Source organism: Shimia sp. R9_2, from assembly GCF_017743735.1.
Taxonomy (GTDB): Bacteria; Pseudomonadota; Alphaproteobacteria; order Rhodobacterales; family Rhodobacteraceae; genus Shimia.
This window is the reverse complement of sequence record NZ_JAGHRO010000002.1, coordinates 411037-437541: the sequence shown is the minus strand read 5'-3', so window position 1 is coordinate 437541 and position 26505 is coordinate 411037. Positions and strand designations below refer to the sequence as shown.

Sequence of the window (26505 nt, the reverse complement as noted above, 5' to 3'; positions counted from 1 at the left end):
TAACAAAAGCATTGCATGGTAAGGTGTTTTCAATTTTATGTTCTTATTTTGTTCAAATTGGTAATTGGCGGTGTTGGTTGCCAATTGTTAATAGCTTTGTCGTTTCATGGTTGCATTCCGTTTGGAGTGTGTTTGATGAAGAGTGCTGTTGGTTCTGGCAAGCGGTCGCCGCTACGGGGCGTTGTTATATTCTTTGCTGCCGTGCTTGTGCTGAGCGGGGCCGGATATTCGGTTGGGATATCTGCGCGCAAGGTGTTTCTGGCGCAGGAAGAAGAGATCATTCCGATCATTGCCGGCGGTGAGCTGGATGACATTCCTGCGCTGATGCGGGGGAACTTGCCAAGCGTGACAAGCAGCATGCTCACGGATGTGCCACGTCGCACAAAACCGCCCCGAATGTGTGAAATGCCCGCGGATTATTTTGACACTTTGGAGCGCGGCCTGAACGTGCCGCATGGCTATGATAAACACAACGCATATGTGCGTAAGTATCGGGCAAGGCGTGGTTTTCTGAATGAACGGGAGCTACGCGCGGCGCGCGTGGCCTGGCACTATTTTGAGAAATTCACACAGGAGACCACGGGGCTTGCCAATTCGGTTGGCAACTACCCTTCCACCACACTTTGGGACACGGCCTCTTACATGGCGGGATTGGTGTCTGCCTATGAGCTGTGCCTGATTGAGAAGCCGGAGTTTGATCGCCGGATCACCCAGCTTCTGACAACGGTGAAGGGGCTCGAGCTGTTTCGCAAAGAGCTGCCCAATAAAGTGTATCATACCAAGACCGGCGCGAAGGTGGATTATACGAATAAGCCGGGTGAAATCGGGTTTTCTGCCTTGGATATAGGGCGGTTTCTTGTGTGGCTTCGTATTTGCAAGAATCGCTATCCTTATTTGGCAAATACAATTGATTCCGTATTGCTGAAATGGGATTTTCGTAATGCCATTGACTCTGAAGGGTTAATGTTTGGCGCTTATATCGATAAGGAAACCGATGAGACGGTGTATGCCCAAGAAGGGCGCCTTGGTTATGAGGAATATGCGGCCAAGGGATTTGCGCTCTGGGGGTTTCAGCCGCGTCTGGCCCATCGGGCGGAGCCGTTTCTGACAGCCTCGATTTTTGGCATTCAGGTGCCCTATGACGGGCGTGACCCGCGGGTGTTTCATTCCCAAAACTATGTGGTGACGGAATCCTACCTGCAAGACGGGCTGGAGCTGGGGTTTGACATGCCCCATGACGACAGCAGCCCGGAATGGGTGCACACGGATGGCTGGCGGGCGGAGTTTGCCGACCGGATCTATCAGGTGCAGGAAAACCGCTGGCGGCAGACCGGGTTTATGACGGCGCGCTCTGAGCACAATGTCAAAGGCCCGCCGTATTTCACCTATGATACCATCTTCTCGGATGGCTACCCATGGAACACGGTGACGCCGCGCGGCGACTATGTGCCGGATCACTCCGCCGTGGCCGCAAAGGCGGCGCTGGGCCTCTGGGCGTTGTGGGAAACCGAATATACCGATGTGCTCTATGAGGCGATCATCGAGCTCTATGATCCGGAAAACGGCATGTATGAAGGGCTTTATGAGCGTGGGCAGGGGCGTGTGGCGATCTATACGGCCAACAACAACGGCATCATTCTCACCTCCCTGCTGCACAAGGTGCAGGGCACCATTCTGACCCCTTACACCGGCGACACCGAGGTCTGGTACACTGCGTTCCGCGATCAGGACATCCGGCTGTTGCGGAATTACCCGGACCCTCCACAGAAAGACGACTGGCTCCCGGTGCTGCGTCATTCCGTTCAAGAGAAGGCTGATTACTGATGCGATATTTTGTTCAAACCCTCGCCGCAGCGGTTGGCGCTGCGCTCTTGGCGGCCACATCAGTGGGCGCACAGACGGTTGGCGTGCCTGAGCGTGGAGAGGAGGCCTTTGCCTCGGAAAATGCGATCTTGGATACCTCCATTCCCTTTGCCATTGGCGCGCGGGAGGCGCGGCAGGCTTTGCGCGGGGCGTTTGGCTGGCCCAGCTTTCAGGAAGGCTTGGTGGAAGGGGTCTATTTCCGGTTTGATCCGGATGGCTACGCCCGGTTTGCGCCAACGCCCCGACTGGATGTGGATGTCTTTGAGGTGATTTGCCGCCCGCGCACCTATGCCTGCGCGGCGCGAAAAGAGGGGCTTGAGGCCTTTCTGACGGATCGCGGGCAGCTGCAGGTCAAGCTTGAGAACGCGCTGGCCGGAGATCAGTTTTTTGTTTCAGAAGGGGTGTCTGAAATTCAGGTGCCTGAGCGGATTTTGCAGCCCTTGGATGTCCCGCTTGAGTTGCTTTTGGGATCGGGCGGCGAGCTGATCGTGCGCCGCGGGGGATCTGAGGTGTCGCGTGTGTCACTCAAAGGGTTTTCGGCGGTCACCGCCTATCTGCGCTGGATCGCGGCGCAGCAGGATTATTCTGTTTTGCCAAGGGGCTGGCCGGTGCCAAATGCCGACGGGGCAGGGGGCGCGGGGTCGATGACACAACCTGCCGCCTGGAATTCACCCATGCCGCAGCCACAGATGCTTGCGCCCGAATATGCCAGTGCGCTTGCTGCTGGAATTGCCCCTGCGACTACGGCGAGCCCGGTGACGTTGGCTGCGCCCAACGCCACGACCCAGCCACAAGCCACGTCTGCTCCGATGGCCGACACGGTCAGCGGGCAAGAGCTGCGCACGGAGCTTGAAACGCTCAAACAGATCATTTTGCAGGCGCAGCTTGGGCGGGCAGCAGAGGTGCCTGATGCGACCTCGCTACCGGCATTCCCACCGCAGGCTGCGATGCCCGTGAGTGGGGCAGGGGGCAAGCAAGCAGAGCCCAGTCTGGCGCAACTGCTTGCGGCGGTTGAGGGGCTGCAGACCCAATTGGATGGGCTGCAACAAGAGCCGTCTCTTCCGGTTACTGGGGGGGGAGCTGGTACTGGGGCGCCAGCCTCTCCAGTGCTGAGCGCGCAGCCTGAGGTGATGCCGCAAAGCCCTGCCGTTCCGCCTCAGTCTGACAATCGGGCGGATACGGTGAAAAAGTTGGACTATCTGATTTCCGATCTGGGACTGGATCCGCAAGCCGCGTTGCGGGTGCTGCAGATGGCGGCCAAAGACACGGCTCAAGGCGTAGGAGCGCATCCGACCACTCCGGTTGCTGCTGAAACGCTCAGCACCCCCGCGCCGCTGACGCCGGAGCCTGCTGGCAAACCGGTGCTCTACCAGAATGAGTTGGTGGATCAGATACTTGCTGAACTTGAAACAGATATGATGGCCGCGACCGGTGGTGGCGAACCTGCGGAACCATCCGTCAGTCAAGTGACTGTAGAGGACTACATTTTGCTTTCGCGCTACTTCAAATCAGCGGTTCTGCCGGAACTTGAAGTCATGGCCGCGCAGCAAAACCCCTAGGGGGAGCGCAGTGACGCAGAGCACGACAGGATGGGCTGTGAGGCGTTGAGGGCATCGCGCTCAAATCCGGCGGCGGTTTGATAGGCGCGCATAAAATCGGCGCGCTCCTTGGGAGAGATCACTGTGTCGATGTCATCAAACTGCCCGCCGCATAGCTGGTCGATATGTTTGAGGAGTCCAAAGGGGCCGTCTGCGCGGTTGCGCAAAACCAGCTTGGTCACGGGATCACAAAGTTTGTTGTTGTAGTCGGCAAGCGCGGCGGGGGTGACGCCGAGATTGCACAGGCTTTTGCCAAGTTCTCGCGCGTCGATGATGGCCTGCGTCGCCCCGTTTGAGCCGGTCGGATACATCGCGTGGGCCGCGTCGCCCAAAAGTGCCACGCGATTTTGGTGCCAATGCGGCAAGGGATTGCGATCTATCATCGGGTTCTCAAAGGCGGTGGGCGCGGCAGCGATCAGGGCAGGGACATCCAGCCAATCATATTTCCAGTCTGCAAAATGCTCCAAAAATTGCGCCGGGGACACCGGCGAAAACCAGCTGTCTTTGGGCCAGTTCGCATCGCCATCAAGGGTGATTTCAGCGATCCAACTCATCTCGGCCAGCCCGGTTTGCGCATCCGCTGCGGAGATCGGATAGAGCACAACCCGTTTGTCGTGTTTCCCCAGCCCGATGAAGGAGGCCTTTGTGCGCAAGGGCTTTGCCAGACTGGTGCCCCGCCACATGAGAACACCGCCCCATTGAACCCCACCGTCCTCGGGATGCATTTGCGCGCGGACCTTGGAATGGATGCCGTCAGCACCGATCAAAAGCGCAGCTTTGGTCTCGCCCGTAAATCCGCTGCGAGTCTGCCACTGGGCCGTAACATCTTCTTCTGATTGGGAATATCCGAGCACGCGGCGATCGGTGATCAAGGCCCCAGGCCCTGCCTTGGCCAGAAAGGCGTCGCGCAGCATCATATGAAACCGTCCGCGATGTACTGCATATTGCGGCCAGAGATAACCCGCAGCCTCGCCGCGGGGTTCGCTGTAAATGTCTTTGCCGTTCAGACCCACCAAGGCCCATTCGGTGATGCGCAGGCCAATGGCGTCAAGATCGCGCAGTATAAAGCCGAGCTCAAGCAACTCGCGCACGGCGTTGGGTTGCAGATTGATGCCAACGCCCAGCGGGCGGATGGTCTCCACCGCTTCGAGCACCACCACCGGCTGGCCGATCTTATGCAGGGTCAAGGCGGTGACCAGTCCGCCGATGCCGCCGCCGGCGATGACAATTGGTAGATCAGAGGCTGTTGGCATGGCGCTTCCCGATTGTTTGCGCCACAGTAGCAGCGGGGCGGTGTCTGACAAATCCCAAAGACCTTGCCTTGCGGGGGGCGCATTCGGTATCCCCATGAAAAGACGGTGAATTGTCAATGGAACCCCATGCGGCGTAACGCTCTGCTTTCTGGTGTCAAACACGCTGCCTGCGCGGCGATTCTGGCGCTTACGCCTGCCGGGGCGCAGGCCGGAGAGGTCTCAGTCTTTGCGGCCGCCAGTTTAGCGGAGGTCTTGAAAGACCTGGGGGATGCCTTTGAAGCTGTGAGCGGACATGAGGTGGTTTTGACGCTGGCAGGGTCTTCGGCGCTGGCGCGGCAGATTGAGTATGGGGCGCCTGCGGATGTGTTCGTCTCCGCCAATGCGGCTTGGGTGACGCATTTGGAGGACCGCGCTGTGTTGGTGCAGGGGCAGACAAAAACATTATTTGGCAATGACTTGGCTTTGGTTGTTGCTGCGGATGATCCGGTCGCGCCGGTTGAAATATCTGACGTCGACTTTGACGCTTTGCTGGCGGACGGGCGGTTGGCGATGGCCTTGGTGGAGGCTGTGCCTGCCGGGATATATGGGCGCCAAGCGCTTGAAAACATGGGGCTTTGGTGGGATGTGGCACCGAAGGTGGCGCAGGTGGATAATGTGCGTTCGTCCCTTGCGTTGGTGGCGCTGGGCGAGGCGCGGGCTGGGGTTGTCTATGTGACGGACGCTTTGGCGGAAGAGCGGGTCCGCGTTTTGTCGGTCTTTCCGTCGGAATTACATGATCCGATTGTGTATCCTGCGGCTGTTGTGGCGGGGCAGGATCGTCCTGAAGTGATTGAATTTATGGAGTTTTGGCAAGGCGAAGCCGCGAAAGCCGCCTTTGTCGAGCGGGGCTTTCGGGTGCTGGAGGGCGGTGAGTGACGGAGTGGCTGGGGCCAGAGGAGTGGGCTGCGGTGGCGCTGTCGCTGAAAGTGGCGTTTTGGGCCACGTTGGGCGCGCTGATTCCCGGTGTTTTTGTGGCCTATGCGCTGGCGCGCTGGCAATTTTACGGCAAGCAATTACTCAATGTTTTTGTACACTTACCGCTTGTCCTCCCACCTGTTGCAACAGGGTATCTGTTGCTTGTGACCTTTGGCACCCAAGGGGCCTTGGGCGCGGCGCTCAAAGAGGTCGGGATCGTCTTTGCCTTCCGTTGGACCGGGGCGGCGCTGGCTGCGGCAGTTATGGCGTTTCCGTTACTGGTGCGTTCGATCCGGCTGTCGATTGAGGCGGTGGACCCGAAATTGGAGCAGGCCGCCGCCACGTTGGGCGCAAACCGTTTCTGGGTGTTCACAACTGTGACATTGCCGTTGATTTTGCCGGGCATATTGGCTGGGATGGTGCTGGCCTTTGCCAAAGCCATGGGCGAGTTCGGCGCGACCATCACCTTTGTCTCCAATATCCCCGGACAAACCCGCACCGTGCCCTCGGCAATCTATGCGTTCCTGCAGGTGCCGGGCGGAGAAACGGCGGCGATCCGGCTGGTTATTGTGGCCATTGTGGTGGCCATGGGCGCATTGATCCTGTCGGAAGTTCTGGCGCGGCGGATTGCGCGGAAAGTGGGGCAGGCATGAGCCTATCTGTGGAGATAAAACAGCACTTTCAGGGGTTTGACCTCGACGTGCAGTTTGAGGCCCCGCCGGGTTTGACGGTGCTGTTTGGCAGCTCAGGATCGGGCAAAACATCGGTGATCAATGCGGTGGCTGGGCTGAGTCGCCCAAGCCATGCGCGCATCACGGCTGCGGGGCGCAGGCTGGTGGACAGCGACGCAGGCCTGTGGACGCCACCGCACAAACGCGCCGTGGGTTACGTCTTTCAAGAGGGGCGTTTGTTCCCGCATCTGAATGTCCGCAGCAATCTGCTGTACGGGGCGGGCTATGCCAAAGAGCGGGCCGAGGTGGCGGGTTTTGATCAGGTGGTGGAGATCCTTGGGATCGGGTCGCTTTTGGAGCGGCGTCCTGCGGCGCTTTCCGGGGGGGAAAAACAGCGGGTGGCGATTGGCCGGGCGCTGTTGGCGCGCCCTGAAATGATCCTCGCAGATGAGCCGCTGGCCGCTTTGGATGAGCCACGCAAAGCGGAGATCCTGCCGTATTTTGAAGGACTGCGCGACGAATTTTCGCTGCCAATACTGTATGTTAGCCACTCCATTGCGGAGGTTGCGCGGCTGGCGACAACGGTGATTGCGATGGAGCAGGGGCGCGTTGTGCGGGTTGGACCTGCGGCGGAGGTGCTGTCGGATCCGAGCTTTACGCCGTTGGGCGTGCGGGCCGTGGGGGCTGTGCTGGAAGCAGAGGTTGCAGTCCATCATGCGGACGGGTTGACGGAACTCAGCGCCAATGGGGTGCCATTGCTGTTGCCAAAGGTAGCGCATCCGGTGGGGCATTCGGTGCGCGTGCGGGTTGCTGCACATGATGTGATCCTGTCGCGAGAGGAACCTAAAGGCTTGTCTGCGCTCAATATTATCGCGGGAACCGTGCAATCTGTGCGGGCCGGAGGCGGGCCGGGGGCCATTGTCTCGGTGGACACAAAAGCCGGGCGTGTGCTGGCGCGCATCACCCGCCGCTCTGCCGAGGCGCTGGCGTTGCGCGAAGGTGTTGCGTGCTATGCGGTGATCAAGTCGGTCTCGGTCGCGCCACAGGACATTGGCACGCGGTAACCCGGTTTTTTCGGCTTTTGAGTCGCTTTCTTAACGTGGACCCCCTGACCAAAAAGCGCCTTCGGTATCGCGTCGGTATCCCTACGGTATTGCGTCGGTGTTAAGAGGCGTCACACAGCCAGAGCGTGTGGTTAACGCGGCGCACGGCAACCGTGCCTTAAAGCACGCCGATTTCGGCCAAGGCGCGGTTTAAGTCGTCAGGCAGCACGTCGTCGTTTTCCCGGCCTTCCGGCAGATCGGCTGGGGCGTCTTCGGGCTTCAGATAGCGCCAGCCCTGAAACGGGCGTTTGAGTGCGGCCTGCGTGAGGTGGACCTGCGGGTCCAGCACAATGGCGCAGCGGCGGATGCCATCTGATCCAATCACTTCGTCCAGCCGTATGATCTTCTGACGGCACTGGATCGCCCCTTTGATCACCCAATAAATTGATCCGCCGTTGAGGATTTCAGCCTCCCGTTTAGGCCACATGCGGGTGACGTGACGGGGCAGCCCATCGGGAAAACGATGCGCATTTGCCTCTTGCCAAGCGGCCAGAGTTTCGGGAGTTTCCGACCCGACGGATAGTTTTACAAGATGGACTGATTTATCCACAGCTTTCCCACAGGGTTATGCACGGAGCCTACATTATATAGTGGGTTCATTAACCTTCAACCCCAAAATCATGTGGCTTTTCTTTGCTTGGGACTCTATTTGCCCGTTGCCACCATACACGGGTTTGTTATAGGTTAAGAAACCCTGAACATCATAGCAGAACAGTCGAGGACGCCACGATGAGCCGTTTCGCCGCCCCTATTGCCGAGCAAATCTGGGATATGAAGTATCGTTTCAAAGAGGCGGATGGCACGCCGATTGATTTGTCGGTGGAGGACAGCTGGCGGCGGATCGCGCGTGACCTTGCGCGCGTGGAAAAAGACCCGGCCAAGTGGGAAGACAAATTTTACGCTGCGCTGGAAGACTTTAAGTATCTGCCAGCTGGCCGCATCACCGCAGGAGCAGGCACCGCGCGTCAGGTGACACTGTTCAACTGCTTTGTGATGGGCACGGTTCCTGACAGCATGTCCGGCATCTTTGATATGCTCAAAGAGGCGGCGCTGACAATGCAGCAGGGCGGCGGCATCGGCTATGACTTCTCCACCATCCGTCCGCGCGGCGCGGATGTGAAAGGCGTGGCGGCGGATGCTTCTGGCCCGCTGTCCTTCATGGATGTTTGGGATGCGATGTGCCGCACCATCATGAGCGCGGGCAGCCGCCGCGGCGCGATGATGGCGACCATGCGCTGTGACCACCCTGATATTGAGCATTTCATCACCGCGAAGTCCGATCCGGCGCGTCTGCGGATGTTCAACATGTCCGTGCTGGTGACCGATGCGTTTATGGAAGCGGTGAAGGCGGATGGTCCCTGGGAGCTGGTCTTCAAAGACCGCGTGTATCACACGGTTCAGGCGCGTGATCTGTGGAACAAGATCATGCAGAGCACCTATGATTATGCCGAGCCGGGCGTGATCTTCATCGACCGCATCAACCAGCGCAACAACCTGAGCTATGTGGAAGAGATCGCGGCGACCAACCCGTGCGGGGAGCAGCCGCTGCCGCCTTATGGGGCGTGCCTTCTGGGCTCGATCAACCTTGCGCGTCTGGTGACCGATCCGTTTGAGAAGGCGGCCGAGCTGAATGAGGCGGCGCTGACCGAGCTGGTGGCGACCGCTGTGCGGATGATGGACAATGTGGTGGATGCTTCCAAGTTCCCGCTGGAGCAGCAGGCGCAGGAAGCCCAAGCCAAGCGCCGCATTGGCCTTGGCGTGACCGGTTTGGCAGATGCGCTTTTGATGCTGGGTTTGAAATACGGTACCGAAGAAGCCGCAGCTCAGACCGAAGCCTGGATGAAAGCGATTGCGCGGGCGTCCTATCTGGCCTCTGTGGAGCTGGCAAAAGAGAAGGGGGCCTTCCCGCTCTTTGACAAAGAGAAATACCTCGCCGGCGGCATGGTGCAGGATTTGGACGAGGATGTGAAAGCGGCGATTGCAGAGCATGGCATCCGCAACGCACTGCTGACCTCGATTGCGCCGACCGGCACCATCAGCCTTTATGCGGGCAACGTCAGCTCGGGCATCGAGCCGGTGTTTGCCTATGCCTACACCCGCAAAGTTCTGCAGAAAGACGGCTCCCGCACCGAGGAAGAAGTTGTTGATTATGCTGTGCAATTGTGGCGCGACAAGTTTGGCGACAAAGAGCTGCCGGACTACTTCGTGAACGCGCAAACTCTGGAGCCAGCGGCGCATGTGCGCATGCAGGCGGCGGCGCAGAAGTGGATCGACAGCTCGATCTCCAAGACCATCAACTGCCCCGAAGACATCAGCTTTGATGCGTTCAAAGACGTCTACATGCAGGCGTGGGACACCGGCTGTAAGGGCTGCACCACGTATCGTCCGAACGATGTGACCGGCTCGGTTCTGACTGTATCAGAAAGCGACGAGAAAGCACCGGGCGAACAGCCTGCCGATCACGTGGCCGACAGCGGTGAAGTGATCTATATGAGCGAGCCGCTGGAGCGTCCGCAGAGCCTTGAAGGCGCGACCTACAAGCTCAAGTGGCCCGATAGCGAGCACGCGATTTACCTGACCGTGAACGATGTGATCATCAACGGCCACCGCCGCCCGTTTGAGGTGTTCATCAACTCCAAGAACATGGAGCACTACGCCTGGACCCTGGCGCTGACCCGGATGATTTCAGCGGTGTTCCGTCGCGGTGGCGATGTGTCCTTCGTCGTCGAAGAGCTCAAAGCGGTGTTTGATCCGCGCGGCGGCGCCTGGATGGAAGGCAAATACATCCCCTCCATTCTCGCAGCCATCGGCGGCGTGCTGGAACGCCACATGATCGCGATCGGCTTCATCGAAGGCGAAGGCATGGGACTGAAGTCTGACCCGAAGGCCGAGGTTGTGGCGGTGGGCGAAACCCCACGCGGCAAGGCTTGCCCGAGCTGCGGAGACTTCTCGCTACAGATGGTAGAAGGCTGCATGACCTGCACCAGCTGCGGGTACAGCAAGTGCGGGTGAGGGCGCTGGGGTAGAGGTTTCACCGCCTCCGTGATCCCAAAGTTTAAGGCGGCGCGTATTGCGCCGCCTTTCTTTTTGCCTATTCGATTTTCCCGTTCTGAGGCAGAAGCATGTCAGTTAGACAAAATCAAAATTGTAGATCTCAAAGCTGTCGATTTCCCCATCCAGATAGGATCTCAGAAGTGTGGCGCTGTCATTGGCGCTGCGGACCTGACTGGCACCCAATGTGAAGGGTTCGTTGTTGTTCATCAGACCCACTGGATCGTCATTGAGGATCGGCTCCTCGTTGAAGCCGAGGAACACAAAGTCATCGCCGTTTTTCTCAAACAGGGTCATGCCGTTCACGTCGCTGACCTGATAGACCAGCGTGAAGGCCTCACCAGCGGTCACGGTTCCGGCAGCTGTTTCAATGAGATAGCTCTCTGTGGCGCTTTGATGCCGGATCAGGATCGAACCGTCGCCATCCACCAGCGCTGTCAGGTGGTCACCGTTGTCAAACCCGCGAGAATCGCGCGAGAAGAGCGCCTGCCAAGAGGCGTCGTTCACATTGGTTCCGCTGTCCGTTCCATCCAGCGCGTCAATCGTAAAGGTGATCTGGATCTGGGCGGTTTTGACCAGATAGGGCGCGATATTGGCAATTTCGACGTAGTCGTTGACGCCGTCCAGTTGCACCGCTCCCATTTCAACCTGCGCCCCGCGCTGCAGCAGTGCTGTATTGGCATTGGCAGATCCGTCAAACCCCGGCAGGTTTTCATCGTCAAACAGCCATTGGCCGAGCAGGGACGCCGGGGGCGGGGCCTGGGTCACATCGATTGTCACAGTGGCGGTGTCGCTGCCACCGTTGCCGTCTGAGACGCGGTAAACAAAGCTGTCCTGACCAAAGAAGTTGTCATCAGGCACATAGGTGAACCGTCCGTCGGACTGCAGCACAAGAACGCCGTTGCTGACATCGGTTTCAAGGCCGACCGACAGCGGGTCGTCCTCCGCGTCACTGTCAGCACCCGCGCCATTGTCCTCAAGCACGTTGCCCTGCACGGATTGATCTTCCTCCGTTTCAAAACTGTCGTCCGCAGCCACGGGTGCCGTGTTGAGCGCGGCGAGACCGTCAAAAATTTCAAACCGGTCAATGGCGCCCTCAAAGAAGTTCAGCAGCGGATCAGCGGTGCTATCGCCACTGATCACTTGGCTTGCGCCCAGGGTCCAAGGCTCTTCATTGCCGATCAGGCCCACCGGATCGCCCCTTTTCACTGGGTCGGTGTTGGTCGCAACCAAGCTTGGGGTCGCGCCGTCGACGCCGACCAGAAGCTGCAAGCCTTCGGTGGGATCAAAGATATAGGCGATGGAAGCGGCGACGCCCGCAGTGATCGTGCCTGCTTCGGTTTGCAGATAATAGCTTTGTGACCCGCTTTGGTGGCGGACAAGCAGAGAGCCATCACCGTCCACCAGCGCGGTGATGTGCCCGCCTCCGTTAAATCCGCTAGAGTCGCGGGAAAAGAGCGTCTGATAGCTGGTGTCTTTGATGCGGCGGCCGCTGTCTTCCCCGTCCAAAGCGCTGACGGTGAAGTCCATTTCTATTCGGCCGGAACTGAGGGTTTCATAAGGCAGAATACTCTCGATTTCCACGTAGTCACCAACACCATCCAACAAAGCCGCGCCAGCAGGGGCGGACACGTCATCGCGCAATTGCGCCGTGTTGTTGTTGACGGTGCTGTCCAGGCCCTCGTTGCTTGGGTCATCAAACAGCCACCGCCCGATTGATCCCCCGCCAGAAGAGGGCGGCTGAACAGTGACCGTGACGGTTGCTGCGTCTGTGCCGCCGTTGCCGTCGTCTATGGTGTAGGTGAAACTGTCTGATCCGCTGAAGCCGTCGTTGGGGGTGTAGCGGATGGTGCCGTCGCTGTTGATCTCGGTGGTGCCGTTGGCTGCGTCGCCCACCTCGGAGATGGTCAGCGTGTCGCCCTCCACATCGCTGTCGTTGTCGCGCACGGCGATGTCGATGGCGGCGGCTGCGCCGGTGCTGGCGCTGTCATCTGCGGCCACAGGCGCATCATTCACGCCGGTCACGGAGATGGTGACGGTGGCGGTATCTGTGCCGCCATTGCCGTCTGAGACGGTGTAGGCGAAGCTGTCGGTGGCGCTGTCGCCCACGCCAAGGCTTTCAAAGGCGCCGTTTGGATCATAGTCAAAGGTGCCGTCGCCGTTATCGGTGACCGCACCGAGAGTGCCTGTGGTGTCAAGCGCGCTCACGGTGAGCGTATCACCATCCACATCGGCGTCATTGCCGAGAACGGAGGCGGTGACAAAGCCCGTGTCCTCATTGGTCTCAAACCCGGCCCCGCTGTCATCGGTGGCAACCGGCTGATCGTTGGCGCCAGTGATGGTGAGGGTTGCGGTGTTGGCGGTGCTGTCGCTGCCGTCGGAGACGTCATAGGCGACGGTGACCTCAAAGCTCTCATCCTGTGCGAGGTCTTCGAACTGGCCGTCATCCAGGGTGAGCTTGCCGCTGTCCGGATCGAGGCTGGTGCCGAGCACGCGGCCGTCTTCGGTGGTGATCAGGACATTCTCCACCGTCAGCGGATCGCCATTGGGATCGGAGACAAAGGCCGGATCGAGCAGATCGACCATGCGGCCGGTCTCATCTTCGCCAAAGCCGGCGGTGATCGCGGCGACCTGCGGCGGCTGCTGGGGATCGGGGGCGACAGTGACCGCGACGGTTGCTGTGTCTGTGCCGCCGTTGCCGTCGTCTATGGTGTAGGTGAAACTGTCTGATCCGCTGAAGCCGTCGTTGGGGGTGTAGCGGATGGTGCCGTCGCTGTTGATCTCGGTGGTGCCGTTGGCTGCGTCGCCCACCTCGGAGATGGTCAGCGTGTCGCCCTCCACATCGCTGTCGTTGTCGCGCACGGCGATGTCGATGGCGGCGGCTGCGCCGGTGCTGGCGCTGTCATCTGCGGCCACAGGCGCATCATTCACGCCGGTCACGGAGATGGTGACGGTGGCGGTATCTGTGCCGCCATTGCCGTCTGAGACGGTGTAGGCGAAGCTGTCGGTGGCGCTGTCGCCCACGCCAAGGCTTTCAAAGGCGCCGTTTGGATCATAGTCAAAGGTGCCGTCGCCGTTATCGGTGACCGCACCGAGAGTGCCTGTGGTGTCAAGCGCGCTCACGGTGAGCGTATCACCATCCACATCGGCGTCATTGCCGAGAACGGAGGCGGTGACAAAGCCCGTGTCCTCATTGGTCTCAAACCCGGCCCCGCTGTCATCATTTGAGGTCGGCGCCAGATTCGCGTCTCCAAAGACAATGTCATCCAAGATGATGCCATCCCCGTCGCCGCCCGCATTCAGAACCACGATCCGCGCAATCGGGACGTCAGAGGAGAGGCCGCAGAAAATGCGATTGTTTGCGCCTGATCCGATGATCCCATCAGACGCCTGTGTAACGGTGTCTTCAAACAGCACTATTCCTGATGCTGACAGAAATTGGATGGTGGTCGGCGTGGTTGGGTCGTTGTTGCTGGCCCCCAGATTGCCAATCCAAAGCCCTGCGACTTCGGTAGGTTCGTCAAACACGATTTCGAAATTGTCATCACCGTTGTCAAAGCCGATGGCGCTGGAGGAGGTCTGGAAGATTGAGGCGGAAATGCCGTTGGGCGCTGAGTTGACGTTTACGCTTCCGGTGACCAGTCCGAGAGATGTCGGGTCGATCACGTTGATGTCGCGCGCGACAATGGTCACCCCGTCAAATTCGGTTCCGCTCAGGGTGTCCTGCGCATTAAACTCATCAAAGGTGAGCGTGGTTGCGTTGCCGATGTTCATTTGGAATTCGGCAAAATCGCGGAATGCTTGCTGGTCTCCGACCTCGACGGAAACAGTGGCTGTGTCTGTGCCGCCGTTGCCGTCTGACACGGTGTAGGTGAAGCTGTCGGTCCCCGTGAAACTGTCATTGGGTGTATAACGAATGGTGCCGTCTGGGGTGAGTTCGGTGGTGCCATTGCTGGCGTTGCCGACCCCAGAGACTGTCAGTGCGTCACCATCAATGTCTGCGTCATTGCCCAGCACATCAAGTTCGACAGCCGCGCCTGTGCCGGTTTGGGCGGTGTCGTTTGCAGCAAGCGGGGCATCGTTTGCTCCTGTGATGGTGATGGTGGCGGAGTTGCCAACTGTGTCACCGCCATCGGTCACATCGTAGGACACCGAAATGTCAAACGTTTCTCCCTGTGCAAGGTCCTCAAACTGCCCGTCGCCCAGCACCAGCAAGCCGGTTTCCGGATTGACACTGTTGCCGACGGTGCGCCCATCCTCTGTGGTGATCTGAACATTCTCCACGTCCAGATCGTCGCCATTGGGATCAGAGACAAAAGCCGGGTCGAGCAAATCGACCAGACGCCCGGTCTCGTCCTCACCAAAACTCGCGGTGATCGGTGCGGCGACAGGCGGCTCCGGTGGGGGCGGCCCGTTTTCAATGATTGTCGCCGTTCCGACGGTCCCCGCGTTTCCGCTGGCGAGATCAGCGGTTGGCGTGATGGCCAATGTGAAGGTTTCATCCAGTTCGTCGATCAGATCCGCCACAATCGGCACACTCACAAAGGCGCGGGTTTGGCCTTCGGTGAAGGAAATCACGCCGTTTTGTGGGGCGTAGTCCGCATTCGCTGTGGCGGTGTCAGCGTTGGTCTGAAACGCGAAGCTCAGATCTTTGTCGGCCGGGCGTGACAAGGAGATATCAAACACCGCAATGGCGCCGCCCGGAAGGTTTTCGATGACCTCAGGAGAAGACACAAACAGCGCGAGGTTGTTGCCGGTGCCGTCGTCATCGAGGATCCAGCCTGTGGTGCGGATCACCGGCGCGTCGCCTGCGAGCGCGGCGCCGCTGGGGTCAAAGAGCTCGAGCACCACGGCTTCATCGGTCTCATCCACCGCATCCGCATCGATGCGGTAGCTGATGGTTTTGGAGGTCTCGCCGGGGGCAAATGTGAGGGTGTTTTCCAGGGAGCCGTAGGCATCGGTCTGCCCGGTGCTGGAGCCGCTGGAGCCAACCCCGCCGGTGCCCGCCAGCAGTCGGAAATCCACGGTGACCTCATCAGCCGAGGGCCCGTCCAGAGAGACGGTCCAGCTCAGGAAGTTGGGGTCCACGCCGGAGGTGGCTTCAAAATTGGAGGCCGCGCTGACGTTGATGGTGGGGGCGCTGCCGCCCGCATCATCGTCAAAGATCTCCGCAGACCCGAGGGAGACATTGGCCACCGGGGCGGGCTTGGTGAAGTCCAGGGTGAAGAGCTCGGACGGCTCGATCTTGGTGTCGCCAAAGACCGGCACGGTGACCGAGGCGGAGGTCTGCCCGGCGGCAAAGGTGAGGGTGCCGGAGGTGGCGGCGTAATCCTCACCGGCCAGGGCGGAGCCGTCGATTGTGGTGTAATCAACGGTGAAGCTTTCCGGCGCCGGGCGCGACAGGGAGATGTCAAAGGAGGCTTGCGTCTGGCCGCTGTCCCCTTCGAGCACCACCGGGCGAGAGACAAACAGCGCGAGGTTGTTGCCGGTGCCGTCGTCATCAAGGATCCAGCCTGTGGTGCGGATCACCGGCGCGTCGCCTGCGAGCGCGGCGCCGCTGGGGTCAAAGAGCTCGAGCACCACGGCTTCATCGGTCTCATCCACCGCATCCGCATCGATGCGGTAGCTGATGGTTTTGGAGGTCTCGCCGGGGGCAAATGTGAGGGTGTTTTCCAGGGAGCCGTAGGCATCGGTCTGCCCGGTGCTGGAGCCGCTGGAGCCAACCCCGCCGGTGCCCGCCAGCAGTCGGAAATCCACGGTGACCTCATCAGCAGAGGGCCCGTCCAGAGAGACAGTCCAATTGAGAAAATTAGGATCAACACCAGATGTTTCCTCAAGGTTGGAAACAGCTTCAACCGAAATAAACATTTCGAAATACCCTGAAATACAAATTAACCAAAACTAAGCTGAAGGTTGTGGTCAGGTTGCCGTATCGTCAAGGGGGTGTTTTTTGTTGGGTGGGTAGCTGTTTGATTTTAATGAAATATTAATAAATGACCAAGAGGCCCGACTAATTGAATGGCAGTCAAATGCTGAAAATACAGGCGAATTCGTTGAGCGGCTTTTGATGAATGGCAATAGTTTCAATAGGTAAGGGTGTTTTCTTTTTGAGAATCACATTGCCTGTTTCCATCAAATTGCTCTCTCTCTCAGTGTTTTCTTTTCTCCAATTCGAAAATTGCAGAATTAACCAATTCGTTAAAGCAAAAAGAGCCGCAGGTTCTCTGCGGCCCTTTGTGTGGACGGTCTGCTTTAACCCGTCTGCAAATCTCAGGCGGTTGCGGTTTGCTCGTCGGATTGATGCAGGCCGACCACCAGCAGCACGGTCAGGCCGAGGACGGTGTAGTACCAGAACTCAAGGCCGGTGAAGCCCAGCAGCATGGGGGCGGCGACAAAGACCACGCCGACAAGGCCGTCGACGGCGAGGTGGACGCTGTAGGGCAGCACGCGGATGAGGCCGAGGTGGTGGTCGGTCAGAACGGTCAGAACAAAGGCGGCGATGCCGGTCAGGACCGAAAGCCAGAAGGCCAGCGGGGCGGTCTCGCCCAAGCCAAACAGAAACGGCATGGCGATCAGGCCGAAGGCCACAGGGTAGTCGAGATATGCATGGATGTTTTTGGTGATGAAGCGTGGAAACATGGGTATGTCTTTCTCTCTTTTTGGCGCTGATCATCAGCGGCGATAAGGAGAGGTTAGACGCAGATTTCAGCCTGATGAATGCTCGGAAGTTCGTCTGTATGTGCAGATCGTTCAAGCATGCGAATGATCTGCTCTTTCCGTTCGGCGGAACTCGGCCGGGGTGACGCCGATCTCCTTTTTGAAGGCGCGGGTGAAGGCTGAGTCCGAGGCATAGCCTGCGCTTTCGGCGGCGTCGGTCAGTGAGGCGTCGCCCTGTTTGAGCACGTTTTTGGCAATTTCCATGCGCCAGCCGGTGACATACTCCATGGGCGGCATCTGCATCTGCTCGCGAAATTGCACGGCAAAGCCGGTGCGGGACATGCCTGCGGCATGGGCGAGTGTCTCGACGGTCCAACTGTCTGCGGGGGCTTTGTGGAAGGCATCCAGCGCCTTGCTCAGATGTTTGTCGGAAAAGCCTCCCAGCGCGGAGTCCTGTGCGGCATCGCTTTCAAGATAGCTGCGCACAGCCTGCGCCCAAATGGCCTCCGACATTTTGAGGGCAATCAGATCGCCGCCCATCTTGTGTCCGCCGGCTTCCTCGCCGATTACCCGCAGGGTGGCCTCCATGAACCGCCCGGCGGTTTCGCCATAGTTGGTGAGGTGAATGTAGGGGGGCAGCCGCTCCATCAGGATGTGGCGGGATTTGGGATCAAAGGCGAAGTGGCCGCAGATCAGCTGGGTCTCGCTTTGCGGCTCCTCGCCGCCGTAGACCAGAACGCCCGATCCATCAAAGCCGGAGCGCTCCAGCACCGTATCGAGCGGCATGACCGTGTGCTCGGGATCGTGCCCGCAGTAGAGATCATGTGATGCGCCATGGGGGATGATGACCAGATCCCCCTGATTGAGGGCGATGGGCTCCGCGACACCGTTGACCCGCACGAGACAGGCGCCGCGATGGGCAAAGTGAAACCGGGCCACGTTTTCATAGCTTGGCACGGCCACGCCCCAGGGCTTGGTGAAGGAGGTGCGGAAGTAGAGCGTTCCGCGCATGGAGAGTTTGTTGAGGATGTCACTGAGCAGATCAAGCATGTGTCCACCATAGAGGTGCCAGCGCTTCTGTACAGACAACTGAACGATCTGCATGAAACTTAGGACGTTCAAGCATATATCGCGCAGCTTGCTTCCGATTACTCCTGTTTTATCGCAACACCCTATGGAGTTCTCAAGATGAAGAAACTGATTTCCGCACTCGCCGTGGCTCTGGCCATGACCGGGGTTCAAGCCGCTGCGCAGGACGTTGCCGAGATGAGCGACCTGGAATATGCGCATGTTGCCTATACGGCGGACAACATCGACATTCGCTATGCCCATCTGGCGCTGGCGCTGTCGACCAACCCTGAGATCCACGAATTTGCAAACACCATGATCCGCGACCATACGGCGGTGAATGAAGCAGCGCTGGGGCTGCTGGACAAGCTTGGTGCAACGGCGCAGGACAATGCCTTCAGCCAGACTTTGAATGCCAATGCCGAAGAGATCATCGCCGGCTTTGTGAAGTTGCGCGGGGCTGAATTTGACGCGGCTTATGCGGCCAATGAGCTGGCTTACCACAAGGCGGTGAACGAGCTGGTGGAGAACACCATGATCCCCAATATCGACAATGCCGAGGTGAAGGCGCTGTTTGAGCAGGGGCTTGAGATCTTCAAGGCGCATGAGGTGCATGCGGAGATGATGGTGAAGGCGCTGCGGTGATGGGACGTGCGTTGTCACGCCGCGCCTTGATGGGAGGAGCGGTCGCGTCAGCGGCCGCTCTGACGTTCCTCCGTGCAAAGACCACGGCGGCCAAACCCATGGTCCATGAGGTGCGGATCACCTCCTTTACCTTTGAGCCGGAGCATCTGGAGGTGTCGGTGGGCGACATCATCCGCTGGACCAACGAAGATTTGGCACCGCATACGGCAACCGCGCTGGAGTTTGGCTGGGACACCGCCGAAATTGAGAAAGGCGCATCCGCGCAGGTGACCGTGACGGAGGGGATGGAGACCGCCTATTTCTGCGTCTTTCATCCGCATATGACCGGCACACTTTCAATTTCCTGATCCGCTGCCAAGGCGCTCGCCTGAGGCGCAAAAGAAAGCCCGCGCCGAAGGAGGTCTCCGGCGCGGGTTTGTTTTTCGTTTCAGACCCTTATCAGGCGAAGTAGACGCCGGATTCTGCCATTGGCAGCTCTGCGATCAGCTGACTGTCATCTGTTAGAGCGGCAATCGCATTGGCCAGCGCTGGTGCGGAGGGCGGGGTGCCCGGCTCACCAATGCCGGTCGGCGCTTCGGCTGAGGCGATGATGTGGGTTTCAATCGCCTTGATGTCGGAAATCCGCAGGGGCTCGTAATCCGGGAAGTTGGATTGCTCCACCGCGCCGCCATCCAGCGTGATCTGGTCGCGCATGGCGTGGCCGATGCCGTAGCCGATGCCGCCTTCGATCTGCGCGCGCACGGTGTCCGGGTTGACGGCGATGCCGCAATCCACGGCGGCGGTGACTTTCTCGATCACGATGCCGTCGTCGTTGTTGCCCGAAATTTCCACCACTTCTGCCACGTAGGAGCCGAAGGATTTGTGCACGGCGATGCCCTGGGTGCGACCGGCAGGCGCATTGCCCCAGCCCGCTTTTTCCGCCGCCAGTTTCAGCACAGCCGCCTTGCGGGCAGCGTCGCCTTCACCGGTCAGATAGGACAGGCGGAAGTCGACCGGATCCTGACCGGCGGCTTTCGCTGCCAGATCCATCATCACTTCCATCACATAGGCCGTGTGGGTGTGGCCCACAGAGCGCCACCACAGAACGCTGGTCGCCTTTTGGGTGTCGGTCAGGCCGACAAACTGGCCGGGGATGGTGTAGGGGCTGTCTGCCACGCCCTCAACCGAGGAGTGGTCGATGCCGTCATGCACCAGCGCCGCTTCAAAGGCGGTGCCTTTGATGACCGACTGGCCTGCGATCTGGTGATCCCAGCCAACAATTGTCCCGGCATCGTCCAGACCCACGCGCACTTTGTGGCCAAAGGCCGGGCGGTAGTAGCCGCTGCGGATGTCGTCTTCACGGTCCCAAACCAGTTTCAACGGGCGGGAGCGATCGGTCATCACAAACGACAGGCCTGCTTCGACCTGATAGTCGGCATCAGGGGTCGCGCGACGGCCAAAGGAGCCACCGGCCAGCATGCTGTTGATCTCGATCTGCTCAGGTGGCAGTTGGAAGATCTGCTGATAGGCCATGTGGGTGCCTGTTGGCATTTGTGCGCCGTCATGCAGCACGATTTTGCCCTCAGAGGTCTGCTCGATGGTGCAGTTCAGCGGCTCCATCGGGGCATGGGCCAGAAGCGGGAAGTAGAAGGTTTTCTCTACCACCGTGGCCGCGCCATCAACGGCGGCTTGCACCGCAGAGCGTTTGGCTTTGTTGACGTTGTAGGTTGGCTCAGCATCGAGCGCCGCCATGATCTCGTCTTTGATTTCCGCAGAGGAGCGGCTCTCAGCGGCGGAATTGTCCCACTCCACCTCGATGGCGTTGCGGGCCTGCATGGCCGCCCAGGTGTTTTCGGCATAGACCGCGACACCGTGTTTGGTGGGAAGGGCCTGCGCCATGATGAAGCCTTTGACGTCTTTGGCTGCGCTGTCATCAAAGCTTGCCACAACACCGCCTTTTTGCGGGGTGCGTTTGATCATCACAACCATCTGGTTGTCCAGATGCACGTCCATGGCGAATTGGGCCTGACCGTTGACCTTGATCGGGCTGTCCAGACGGCGGGTTGCGTCATTGCCGATGAGTTTCCACTCAGAAGCGTCGCGCAGGCGTGGCTTTGCTGGCACGTCCATTTCGGCAGCAGCGGCCACAAAATCGCCCATGGAGGCGGAGTTGCCACCACCGGTCACCATGCCATCCACGATGTCCAGAGAGGCGCCATCCACACCCCATTCTTTGGCGGCGGCGGAGATCAGCATCTCGCGCGCAGCGGCACCGGCGTTGCGGTATTGCATCCAGGAGTTGGCCATGGCGGTGGAGCCGCCGGTGCCCTGGAAGGGGCCGAACAGCAGGTTGTTGTAGACCTGCGGATCAGAGGGCGCGAATTCATAGGTGATCTGATCCATGGTCACGCCAAGCTCTTCGGCGATCAGGGTGGTCAGACCGGTGGCCGGGCCTTGGCCAAATTCGACGTGTTTGATGAGCGCGATTGCGCGGCCATCGGCGCCGATTTTCACAAACGGGTTGAGCGCCGCGTCCGCAGAGCTGGAAGCGGCCATAACGCCTTTTGCATTGGCACCGATGTAAAGTGCTGCGCCTGCGGCGGCGGCGGATTTCAGAAAGCCGCGACGAGAAAGATGAGCAGTCATTGTCTTATGCCTCCAGAATTTCGGCTGCACGCTGCACACCGGCGCGGATGCGCTGGTAGGTGGCACAGCGGCAGGCGTTGCCATACATGTAATCGTCGATCTCTTCGGCGGTGGGCTTGGCGTTTTCGCGCAGAAGGCCCACGGCGTTCATGATCTGGCCGGATTGGCAGTAGCCGCATTGCACAACGTCAAGTTCCAGCCATGCCTGCTGCACAGCCGCGCCAACTTTGTCTTCTTCCATCTTTTCGATGGTGGTGATTTCGGCGTCTTCCACATCTTCGATGTAGGTCTGGCAGGAGCGCACAGGCTCGCCGTTCATGTGCACGGTGCAGGCGCCGCAGGAGGCCACGCCGCAGCCAAATTTGGTGCCGGTCAGTTTCAGCTCATCGCGGATCACCCACAGCAGCGGAGTGCCCGGTTCGGCTTCGACCTCATGGGTCTTGCCGTTCAATTTCAGTGAGATTGCCATAGCTATCAGGTCTCCCTCTGGCTCAGTTATCAGTCTTTTGGTTGTTCAAACTCTGCAAATAGCTCTGCATAGTCCGGGTGCCACCGCGACAGGGCGGTTTTCAAGGATGTCCCCCAAGGCCCAGGTCACGCGGCGCATGTCGCGTGCATGGGATACGTCGTTGTCCGGGCAAAGGATGTAAAAATCCCCTACCGTCATGCGCGTTATCAAATGATCTACGGTTTGCTCAGATGTCCAAGCGCCGGCCGGTTTTTCGGGGATATGGCGCGAAATCATGCCGGTGTAGGTGAAGCCGGGCACAAACAGATGGGCAGAAATCGGCGCACCGGCTTCGCGCAGCTCATGGGCGAGGCTTTCGGTGGCAACTTTCACGCCCGCCTTGGAGACGTTGTAGGCAGGGTTGCCCGGTGGTGTGGTGATGCCCTGTTTGGAGCCTGTGTTGATCACAACAGCGGGGCGGTTTGCGGCCACCATGCGGGGCAGGAAGGCCTGCACGCCGTTGATCACCCCAAAGAGGTTGACCTCCAGCGTTTTGCGCCAGGCCTCGGCGTGATCCCAACTGCTGCTTGGCAGGCCGATGCCTGCGTTGTTCATCAAGACAGCCACGTCGCCGAGCGCAAAGGCCGCGTCTGCAAGGGCCTGCACGGCGGTTGCATCGCTCACGTCTGTGGGCAGGGTGGTGACCTCGGCGCCTTCGGCTAGCAGATCGCCGATGGCTTCCGCCGCCTGAGAGAGCGCCTCGCCCGGCAGGTCCGCCAACAGCACGCTCAGGCCATCCCGCGCAAAGCGCTCCGCAGCGGCGAAGCCGACGCCGCTTGCGCCACCGGTGACAACGGCCCAGCCGCCTGCCTGAAGTGCGTCTTGATACATGGTGTCTCTCGTTCCTGCGTCAGAGCTGCGATAAAAGGCGCTGAAGTGGCATGAGTTTCGTGAGCGGGAAAAGTGATGTTCGCGCTCACAAGATAGCACAGGGCGGGGCAAAGAGGTTGCCTGTTTCTCCAAATGATCTGCCTAATCCTCCAGAGCGGCGGCTTTTGTGTATTTTTCTGCAGCGTGACAGCCCTATATTTGTGGGGCAAAGGAGGCCCCGATGATCACAAAAGATTTTGTGCAGGACGTTTTTGACCATGTGGCGGAACAGGGCGCATTGGGCGTTGGCTGTGTCACCGGGGTGGACGGGCTGTTTGCCTTTGCGGACCCGAATGTGAGCGATTGTACGCCGGGATTTTATGAGCCGATCATGTGTCTGGTGTTGCAGGGCACCAAGGAAGCGCAGATTGGCGGGCGGGTGATCCGCTACACCGCGGGGGACACGCTGGTGGTCAGCCATGCGGTGCATGTGGAGTCTGCGGTGATACAGGCCAGTGCCGAGGCGCCTTATGTGGCGCTGGCACTGAAGCTCGATCTGGCGCTGGCGCGCAGTCTTTATGATGAGATTGGCGGGATCGGGGAACCGAGCAAAGAGCTGCATTCGATGAATGTGGACAAGGGCGATGGGGCGCTGGTGGATGCGGTGGTCCGGCTTTATCAGCTGTCGCGTGATCCGGTCGAGGCGCGGGCATTGGCGCCACTGGTGCTGAAAGAAATCCACTTCCGCCTGCTGCGGGCCCGGCATGGCGCGATGCTGCGCCAGCTGTTGCGCCATGAAAGCGCGGCGAGCCGGATTTCCAAGACCATTGCCTATATCCGCGCAAACTTCAAAACCCAGATCCCGGTGGCGGATCTGGCGGCGGAATCCGGCATGAGCGCATCGGCGTTTCATGAGCATTTCAAGGCCGTCACTTCGACCACGCCGCTGCAGTACCAAAAAGAGCTGCGCCTGATGGAGGCGCGGCGTCTGCTGTCGATCGGCAGTCTGTCGGTGGCGGCGACCGCTTATGATGTGGGGTATGAAAGCCCGACACAGTTTAGTCGCGAATACTCCCGCAAGTTTGGCATCTCCCCAAGTGATCAGCGCAGTTCAGCAGCGGTGGCGGTCTGAGGCGGCTTTCAGCGGCCACAGGTCTTTGAAAAACCTGAAAAACACGCAGTTCGTGTCGGAAAAGCGCTTGCGGTGGCGGTTTTGCTTTCCCACTCTCCACGTAGAGGTTGAGGAGAGGGAGCCACAGGATGAAGACGCGGACCAAGGTTGTTGTGATTGGGGGCGGCATTGCGGGCTGCTCGACGCTCTATCACCTCACGCAGGAGGGCTGGAGCGATGTGATGCTTCTGGAGCGCGATGAGCTGACCTCCGGCACCACATGGCACTCTGCCGCGCAGGTCACCAATTTTGGCATGACGCAGACCATGGTCGGCCTGAAGAGCCATTCGATACGGCTTTATCAGGAGCTGGCCAATGACCCTGAGTATCCGATCAACTATCACCACGGCGACGGTGGCATCCGGCTGGCCAACACTGAAGCGCAGATGGAGGGATACCGCCATTTTGCCTCCATGGCGCGGGGAATGGATGTCGATTTTGAGGTGATTGATGCGGAGGAATGCGCGCGGCGGCATCCGCTGATTTCCACAGACAACCTGCTGGGCGGGCTTTGGGACCCGATGGACGGGGACATTGATCCAGCGCAGCTCTGTCAGGCGCTGGCGCGACGGGCGCGGCTTGCCGGGGCAGAGGTGCATCGGCACACGCCTGTAACCGCGCTGCGGCAGCTCAAAGATGACACCTGGGAGGTGGAGACCCCCAAGGGCACGATCCACGCCGACATTGTGGTGAACGCCTGTGGCTACCGCGTGAATGAGGTGGGCGCGATGATGGGGGTGCACCATCCGGTGGCCTCCATGGAGCATCAGTATTTCTTGACCGAGGAGATCCCGGCCATTCGGGATGCGGGGCACCGGATGCCGCTGCTGCGCTGCCCGATCAGCGATTATTACTGCCGTCAGGAAAAGAACGGCCTGTTGCTCGGATTTTATGAGCAGGACTGCAAGACCTGGGGCATGGATGGGATTGATCCGAATTTCACCAACGCCCTGTGTCCGGATGATCTCGACCGGGTGACGGACGTGTTGGAGGGCGCCTTTGCGCGGATGCCTGCGCTTATGGAGGCGGGGATCCATACGGTGATCAACGGGCCGATCACCTATACGATTGATGGCGCGCCGCTGGTGGGGCCGATCCCGGGCAAGCGCAACGCCTATTGCATCATTGGCCTGCGGGCCGGGCTGGGCGAGGGCGGTGGCCATGGCTGGCTGCTGGCACAGCAGATCGTGCATGGAGAAGCCTGCTATGACACCTGGGTGATCGATCCGCGCCGGTTCACGGGGCACGGTAATGTGGAGCTTACCGCGCTGAAGGCGATTGAGGATTACCAGAACGAGTTCCGCTTTCACTTCCCCCATGAACATCGCCCGGCGGGGCGGCCGATCAAGACCACGCCTTTGACGCCGGTGCTGGCCGCAGAGGGGGCTGAATTTGGCGTGGTGAACGGCTGGGAGCGGGTGGACTACATCAAGCCGACGTCGGATTTTGAGGAAAGCCACAGCTTTGGGTTTTCCGAGGTCGAGCCGCTTGTGGCCAAGGAGGTGGCGGCTGTGGCAAGCGGCGTCGGCCTGACCGAGGTGAGCGGGTTCAACCGGTTTGAGATCACCGGGGCGGATGCGCAGAGCTTTCTGGACCGGATGATCTGTGGCCGTCTGCCGCGCAAAGAGGGGCGTGTCGGGCTGGGCTATCTGCTGAACGACAAGGGCATGCTGAAGAGCGAGGCCACGGTGGCCAATCTGCCTGCGAGCGCCACGGGGCCTGCGCGGATCTGGTATGGCTCTGCGGCGGCGGCGGAGTATCACGATATGGACTGGTTACGCAGCCATATCGGCGCTGATGAGGATGTACAGATCCGCTCGCTGACCAATGATTTCACCATCCTTGTGTTGGCAGGCCCCAAGGCGCGGGACGTGCTTGCGGCGGCGGCGCGCGGCGATTGGTCAGCGGAAGGCTTCCCGTGGTTATCTGTGCGCGAGACCTTTGTGGGCATCGCGCCTGCGGTGGTGATGTCTGTGAGCTTTTCCGGGGAGTTGGCCTATGAACTTCATGTGCCAAACAATCAGCTTTATGCGGCCTATCTGGCGCTGCGCAAAGCAGGCGAGGCGCATGGGCTGAGCCTGTTTGGCAGCCGCGCGGTGGAGGCGATGCGGCTTGAGAAAGGCTATCTGCATTGGAAGGCGGAGATCCTCACCGAGTTTGATCCCTTTGAGGCCGGTCTGGCGCGGTTTGTGACTTTGGACAAAGGGGCGTTTGTGGGGCGTGACGCCTTGGTGGCGCGACAGGCGGAGGGGCCGCAGCGGCGGTTGGTGACATTGAAGATCGACACAGATGCGCTGCCTGCCCATGGCGGGGCGTCACTGATGGCCGAAGGCAAAGTTGTTGGCACTGTCACCTCTGGCGCATGGGGGCACCGCGTGGGGATGAACCTTGCCATGGCCTATGTGCTGCCGGAGCTGGCGGAGGTTGGTACGCGGATGCAAGCGGACCTTTGCGGTGGGCTTTACGACGCCGAAGTGATCACGCCGTCCCCCTATGATCCGGAGCTGACCAAGGTGCGCAGTTGAGGC

At 59.8% G+C, this 26505-nt stretch carries 18 protein-coding genes; 10 read left to right on the top strand and 8 right to left on the bottom strand.

Annotated elements, in window-relative coordinates; translation table 11 throughout:
* Positions 1-135: 135 nt before the first annotated feature.
* On the top strand, positions 136-1824 hold the full coding sequence (locus J7400_RS06665) for a DUF3131 domain-containing protein (RefSeq protein WP_209061055.1): 1689 nt from the start codon (positions 136-138) through the stop codon (positions 1822-1824).
* Entirely contained in the window at positions 1824-3422 is a 1599-nt protein-coding gene (locus J7400_RS06660) for a hypothetical protein (RefSeq protein WP_209061053.1), read from the top strand. Before J7400_RS06665 ends, J7400_RS06660 begins: the two co-directional genes overlap by 1 nt.
* Here the strand turns inward: J7400_RS06660 and J7400_RS06655 are convergent.
* On the bottom strand, positions 3419-4714 hold the full coding sequence (locus tag J7400_RS06655; RefSeq protein WP_209061052.1) for a flavin-dependent oxidoreductase: 1296 nt from the start codon (positions 4712-4714) through the stop codon (positions 3419-3421). The genes J7400_RS06660 and J7400_RS06655 overlap by 4 nt on opposite strands.
* 126 nt (positions 4715-4840) lie before the next feature.
* Between J7400_RS06655 and modA the strand changes: the two genes are divergently transcribed.
* Genes modA through modC form a run of 3 tightly spaced genes read left to right on the top strand, consistent with a single transcriptional unit; the run spans position 4841 to position 7403 of the window.
* Positions 4841-5629 carry a molybdate ABC transporter substrate-binding protein gene (gene modA, locus J7400_RS06650; RefSeq protein ID WP_209061051.1) on the top strand — a complete coding sequence of 263 codons (789 nt, stop codon included), beginning with the start codon at positions 4841-4843 and terminating at the stop codon, positions 5627-5629.
* A complete protein-coding gene (modB, locus tag J7400_RS06645) occupies positions 5626-6321 on the top strand; it encodes a molybdate ABC transporter permease subunit (RefSeq protein ID WP_209061050.1) in 696 nt (231 codons plus the stop codon). The genes modA and modB overlap by 4 nt, the downstream gene beginning before the upstream one ends.
* A complete protein-coding gene (gene modC, locus J7400_RS06640; RefSeq protein ID WP_209061049.1) occupies positions 6318-7403 on the top strand; it encodes a molybdenum ABC transporter ATP-binding protein in 1086 nt (361 codons plus the stop codon). Before modB ends, modC begins: the two co-directional genes overlap by 4 nt.
* 157 nt (positions 7404-7560) lie before the next feature.
* On the opposite strand, the gene J7400_RS06635 is transcribed toward modC, so the two are convergent.
* Complete coding sequence (locus J7400_RS06635) at positions 7561-7992, bottom strand: DUF1489 domain-containing protein (protein ID WP_209061048.1); 432 nt, start codon at positions 7990-7992, stop codon at positions 7561-7563.
* A 179-nt stretch (positions 7993-8171) separates the two neighbouring features.
* Here J7400_RS06635 and J7400_RS06630 point away from each other — a divergent pair, with 179 nt between their 5' ends.
* On the top strand, positions 8172-10454 hold the full coding sequence (locus J7400_RS06630) for an adenosylcobalamin-dependent ribonucleoside-diphosphate reductase (RefSeq protein ID WP_209061046.1): 2283 nt from the start codon (positions 8172-8174) through the stop codon (positions 10452-10454).
* 117 nt (positions 10455-10571) lie between these two features.
* On the opposite strand, the gene J7400_RS06625 is transcribed toward J7400_RS06630, so the two are convergent.
* The 3 genes from J7400_RS06625 to J7400_RS06615 all read right to left on the bottom strand — a co-directional run bounded on the left by J7400_RS06625 (position 10572) and on the right by J7400_RS06615 (position 18200).
* Entirely contained in the window at positions 10572-16361 is a 5790-nt protein-coding gene (locus tag J7400_RS06625) for an Ig-like domain-containing protein (protein WP_209061044.1), read from the bottom strand.
* 402 nt (positions 16362-16763) lie between these two features.
* A complete protein-coding gene (locus J7400_RS06620; RefSeq protein ID WP_209061042.1) occupies positions 16764-17132 on the bottom strand; it encodes a hypothetical protein in 369 nt (122 codons plus the stop codon).
* A 111-nt stretch (positions 17133-17243) separates the two neighbouring features.
* A complete protein-coding gene (locus J7400_RS06615) occupies positions 17244-18200 on the bottom strand; it encodes an AraC family transcriptional regulator (protein WP_209061040.1) in 957 nt (318 codons plus the stop codon).
* Between the two features lie 138 nt (positions 18201-18338).
* Here J7400_RS06615 and J7400_RS06610 point away from each other — a divergent pair, with 138 nt between their 5' ends.
* Complete coding sequence (locus J7400_RS06610) at positions 18339-18863, top strand: DUF4142 domain-containing protein (protein ID WP_209061038.1); 525 nt, start codon at positions 18339-18341, stop codon at positions 18861-18863.
* Positions 18863-19210 carry a cupredoxin domain-containing protein gene (locus J7400_RS06605; protein WP_209061036.1) on the top strand — a complete coding sequence of 116 codons (348 nt, stop codon included), beginning with the start codon at positions 18863-18865 and terminating at the stop codon, positions 19208-19210. Before J7400_RS06610 ends, J7400_RS06605 begins: the two co-directional genes overlap by 1 nt.
* Positions 19211-19301: 91 nt before the next feature.
* Here J7400_RS06605 and J7400_RS06600 read toward each other — a convergent pair whose 3' ends face one another.
* From J7400_RS06600 to J7400_RS06590, 3 genes are read right to left on the bottom strand one after another with little or no spacing between them, the layout of a single operon-like run.
* Positions 19302-21488, bottom strand: coding sequence for a molybdopterin cofactor-binding domain-containing protein (locus J7400_RS06600; RefSeq protein WP_209061026.1), 2187 nt, complete (start codon positions 21486-21488; stop codon positions 19302-19304).
* A 4-nt stretch (positions 21489-21492) separates the two neighbouring features.
* The gene (locus J7400_RS06595) at positions 21493-21957 is read right to left on the bottom strand and encodes a (2Fe-2S)-binding protein (protein WP_209061024.1); all 465 of its coding nucleotides are present in this window, start codon (positions 21955-21957) and stop codon (positions 21493-21495) included.
* Between the two features lie 45 nt (positions 21958-22002).
* Positions 22003-22827, bottom strand: coding sequence for an SDR family NAD(P)-dependent oxidoreductase (locus J7400_RS06590; protein ID WP_247738651.1), 825 nt, complete (start codon positions 22825-22827; stop codon positions 22003-22005).
* A 220-nt stretch (positions 22828-23047) separates the two neighbouring features.
* Between J7400_RS06590 and J7400_RS06585 the strand changes: the two genes are divergently transcribed.
* Together J7400_RS06585 and J7400_RS06580 are read left to right on the top strand one after the other, a co-directional pair.
* On the top strand, positions 23048-23938 hold the full coding sequence (locus J7400_RS06585; protein WP_209061022.1) for an AraC family transcriptional regulator: 891 nt from the start codon (positions 23048-23050) through the stop codon (positions 23936-23938).
* 128 nt (positions 23939-24066) lie between these two features.
* Positions 24067-26502: an FAD-dependent oxidoreductase gene (locus J7400_RS06580; protein WP_209061021.1), complete on the top strand. Its 2436-nt coding sequence runs from the start codon at positions 24067-24069 to the stop codon at positions 26500-26502.
* The last annotated feature ends 3 nt before the right edge of the window (positions 26503-26505 follow it).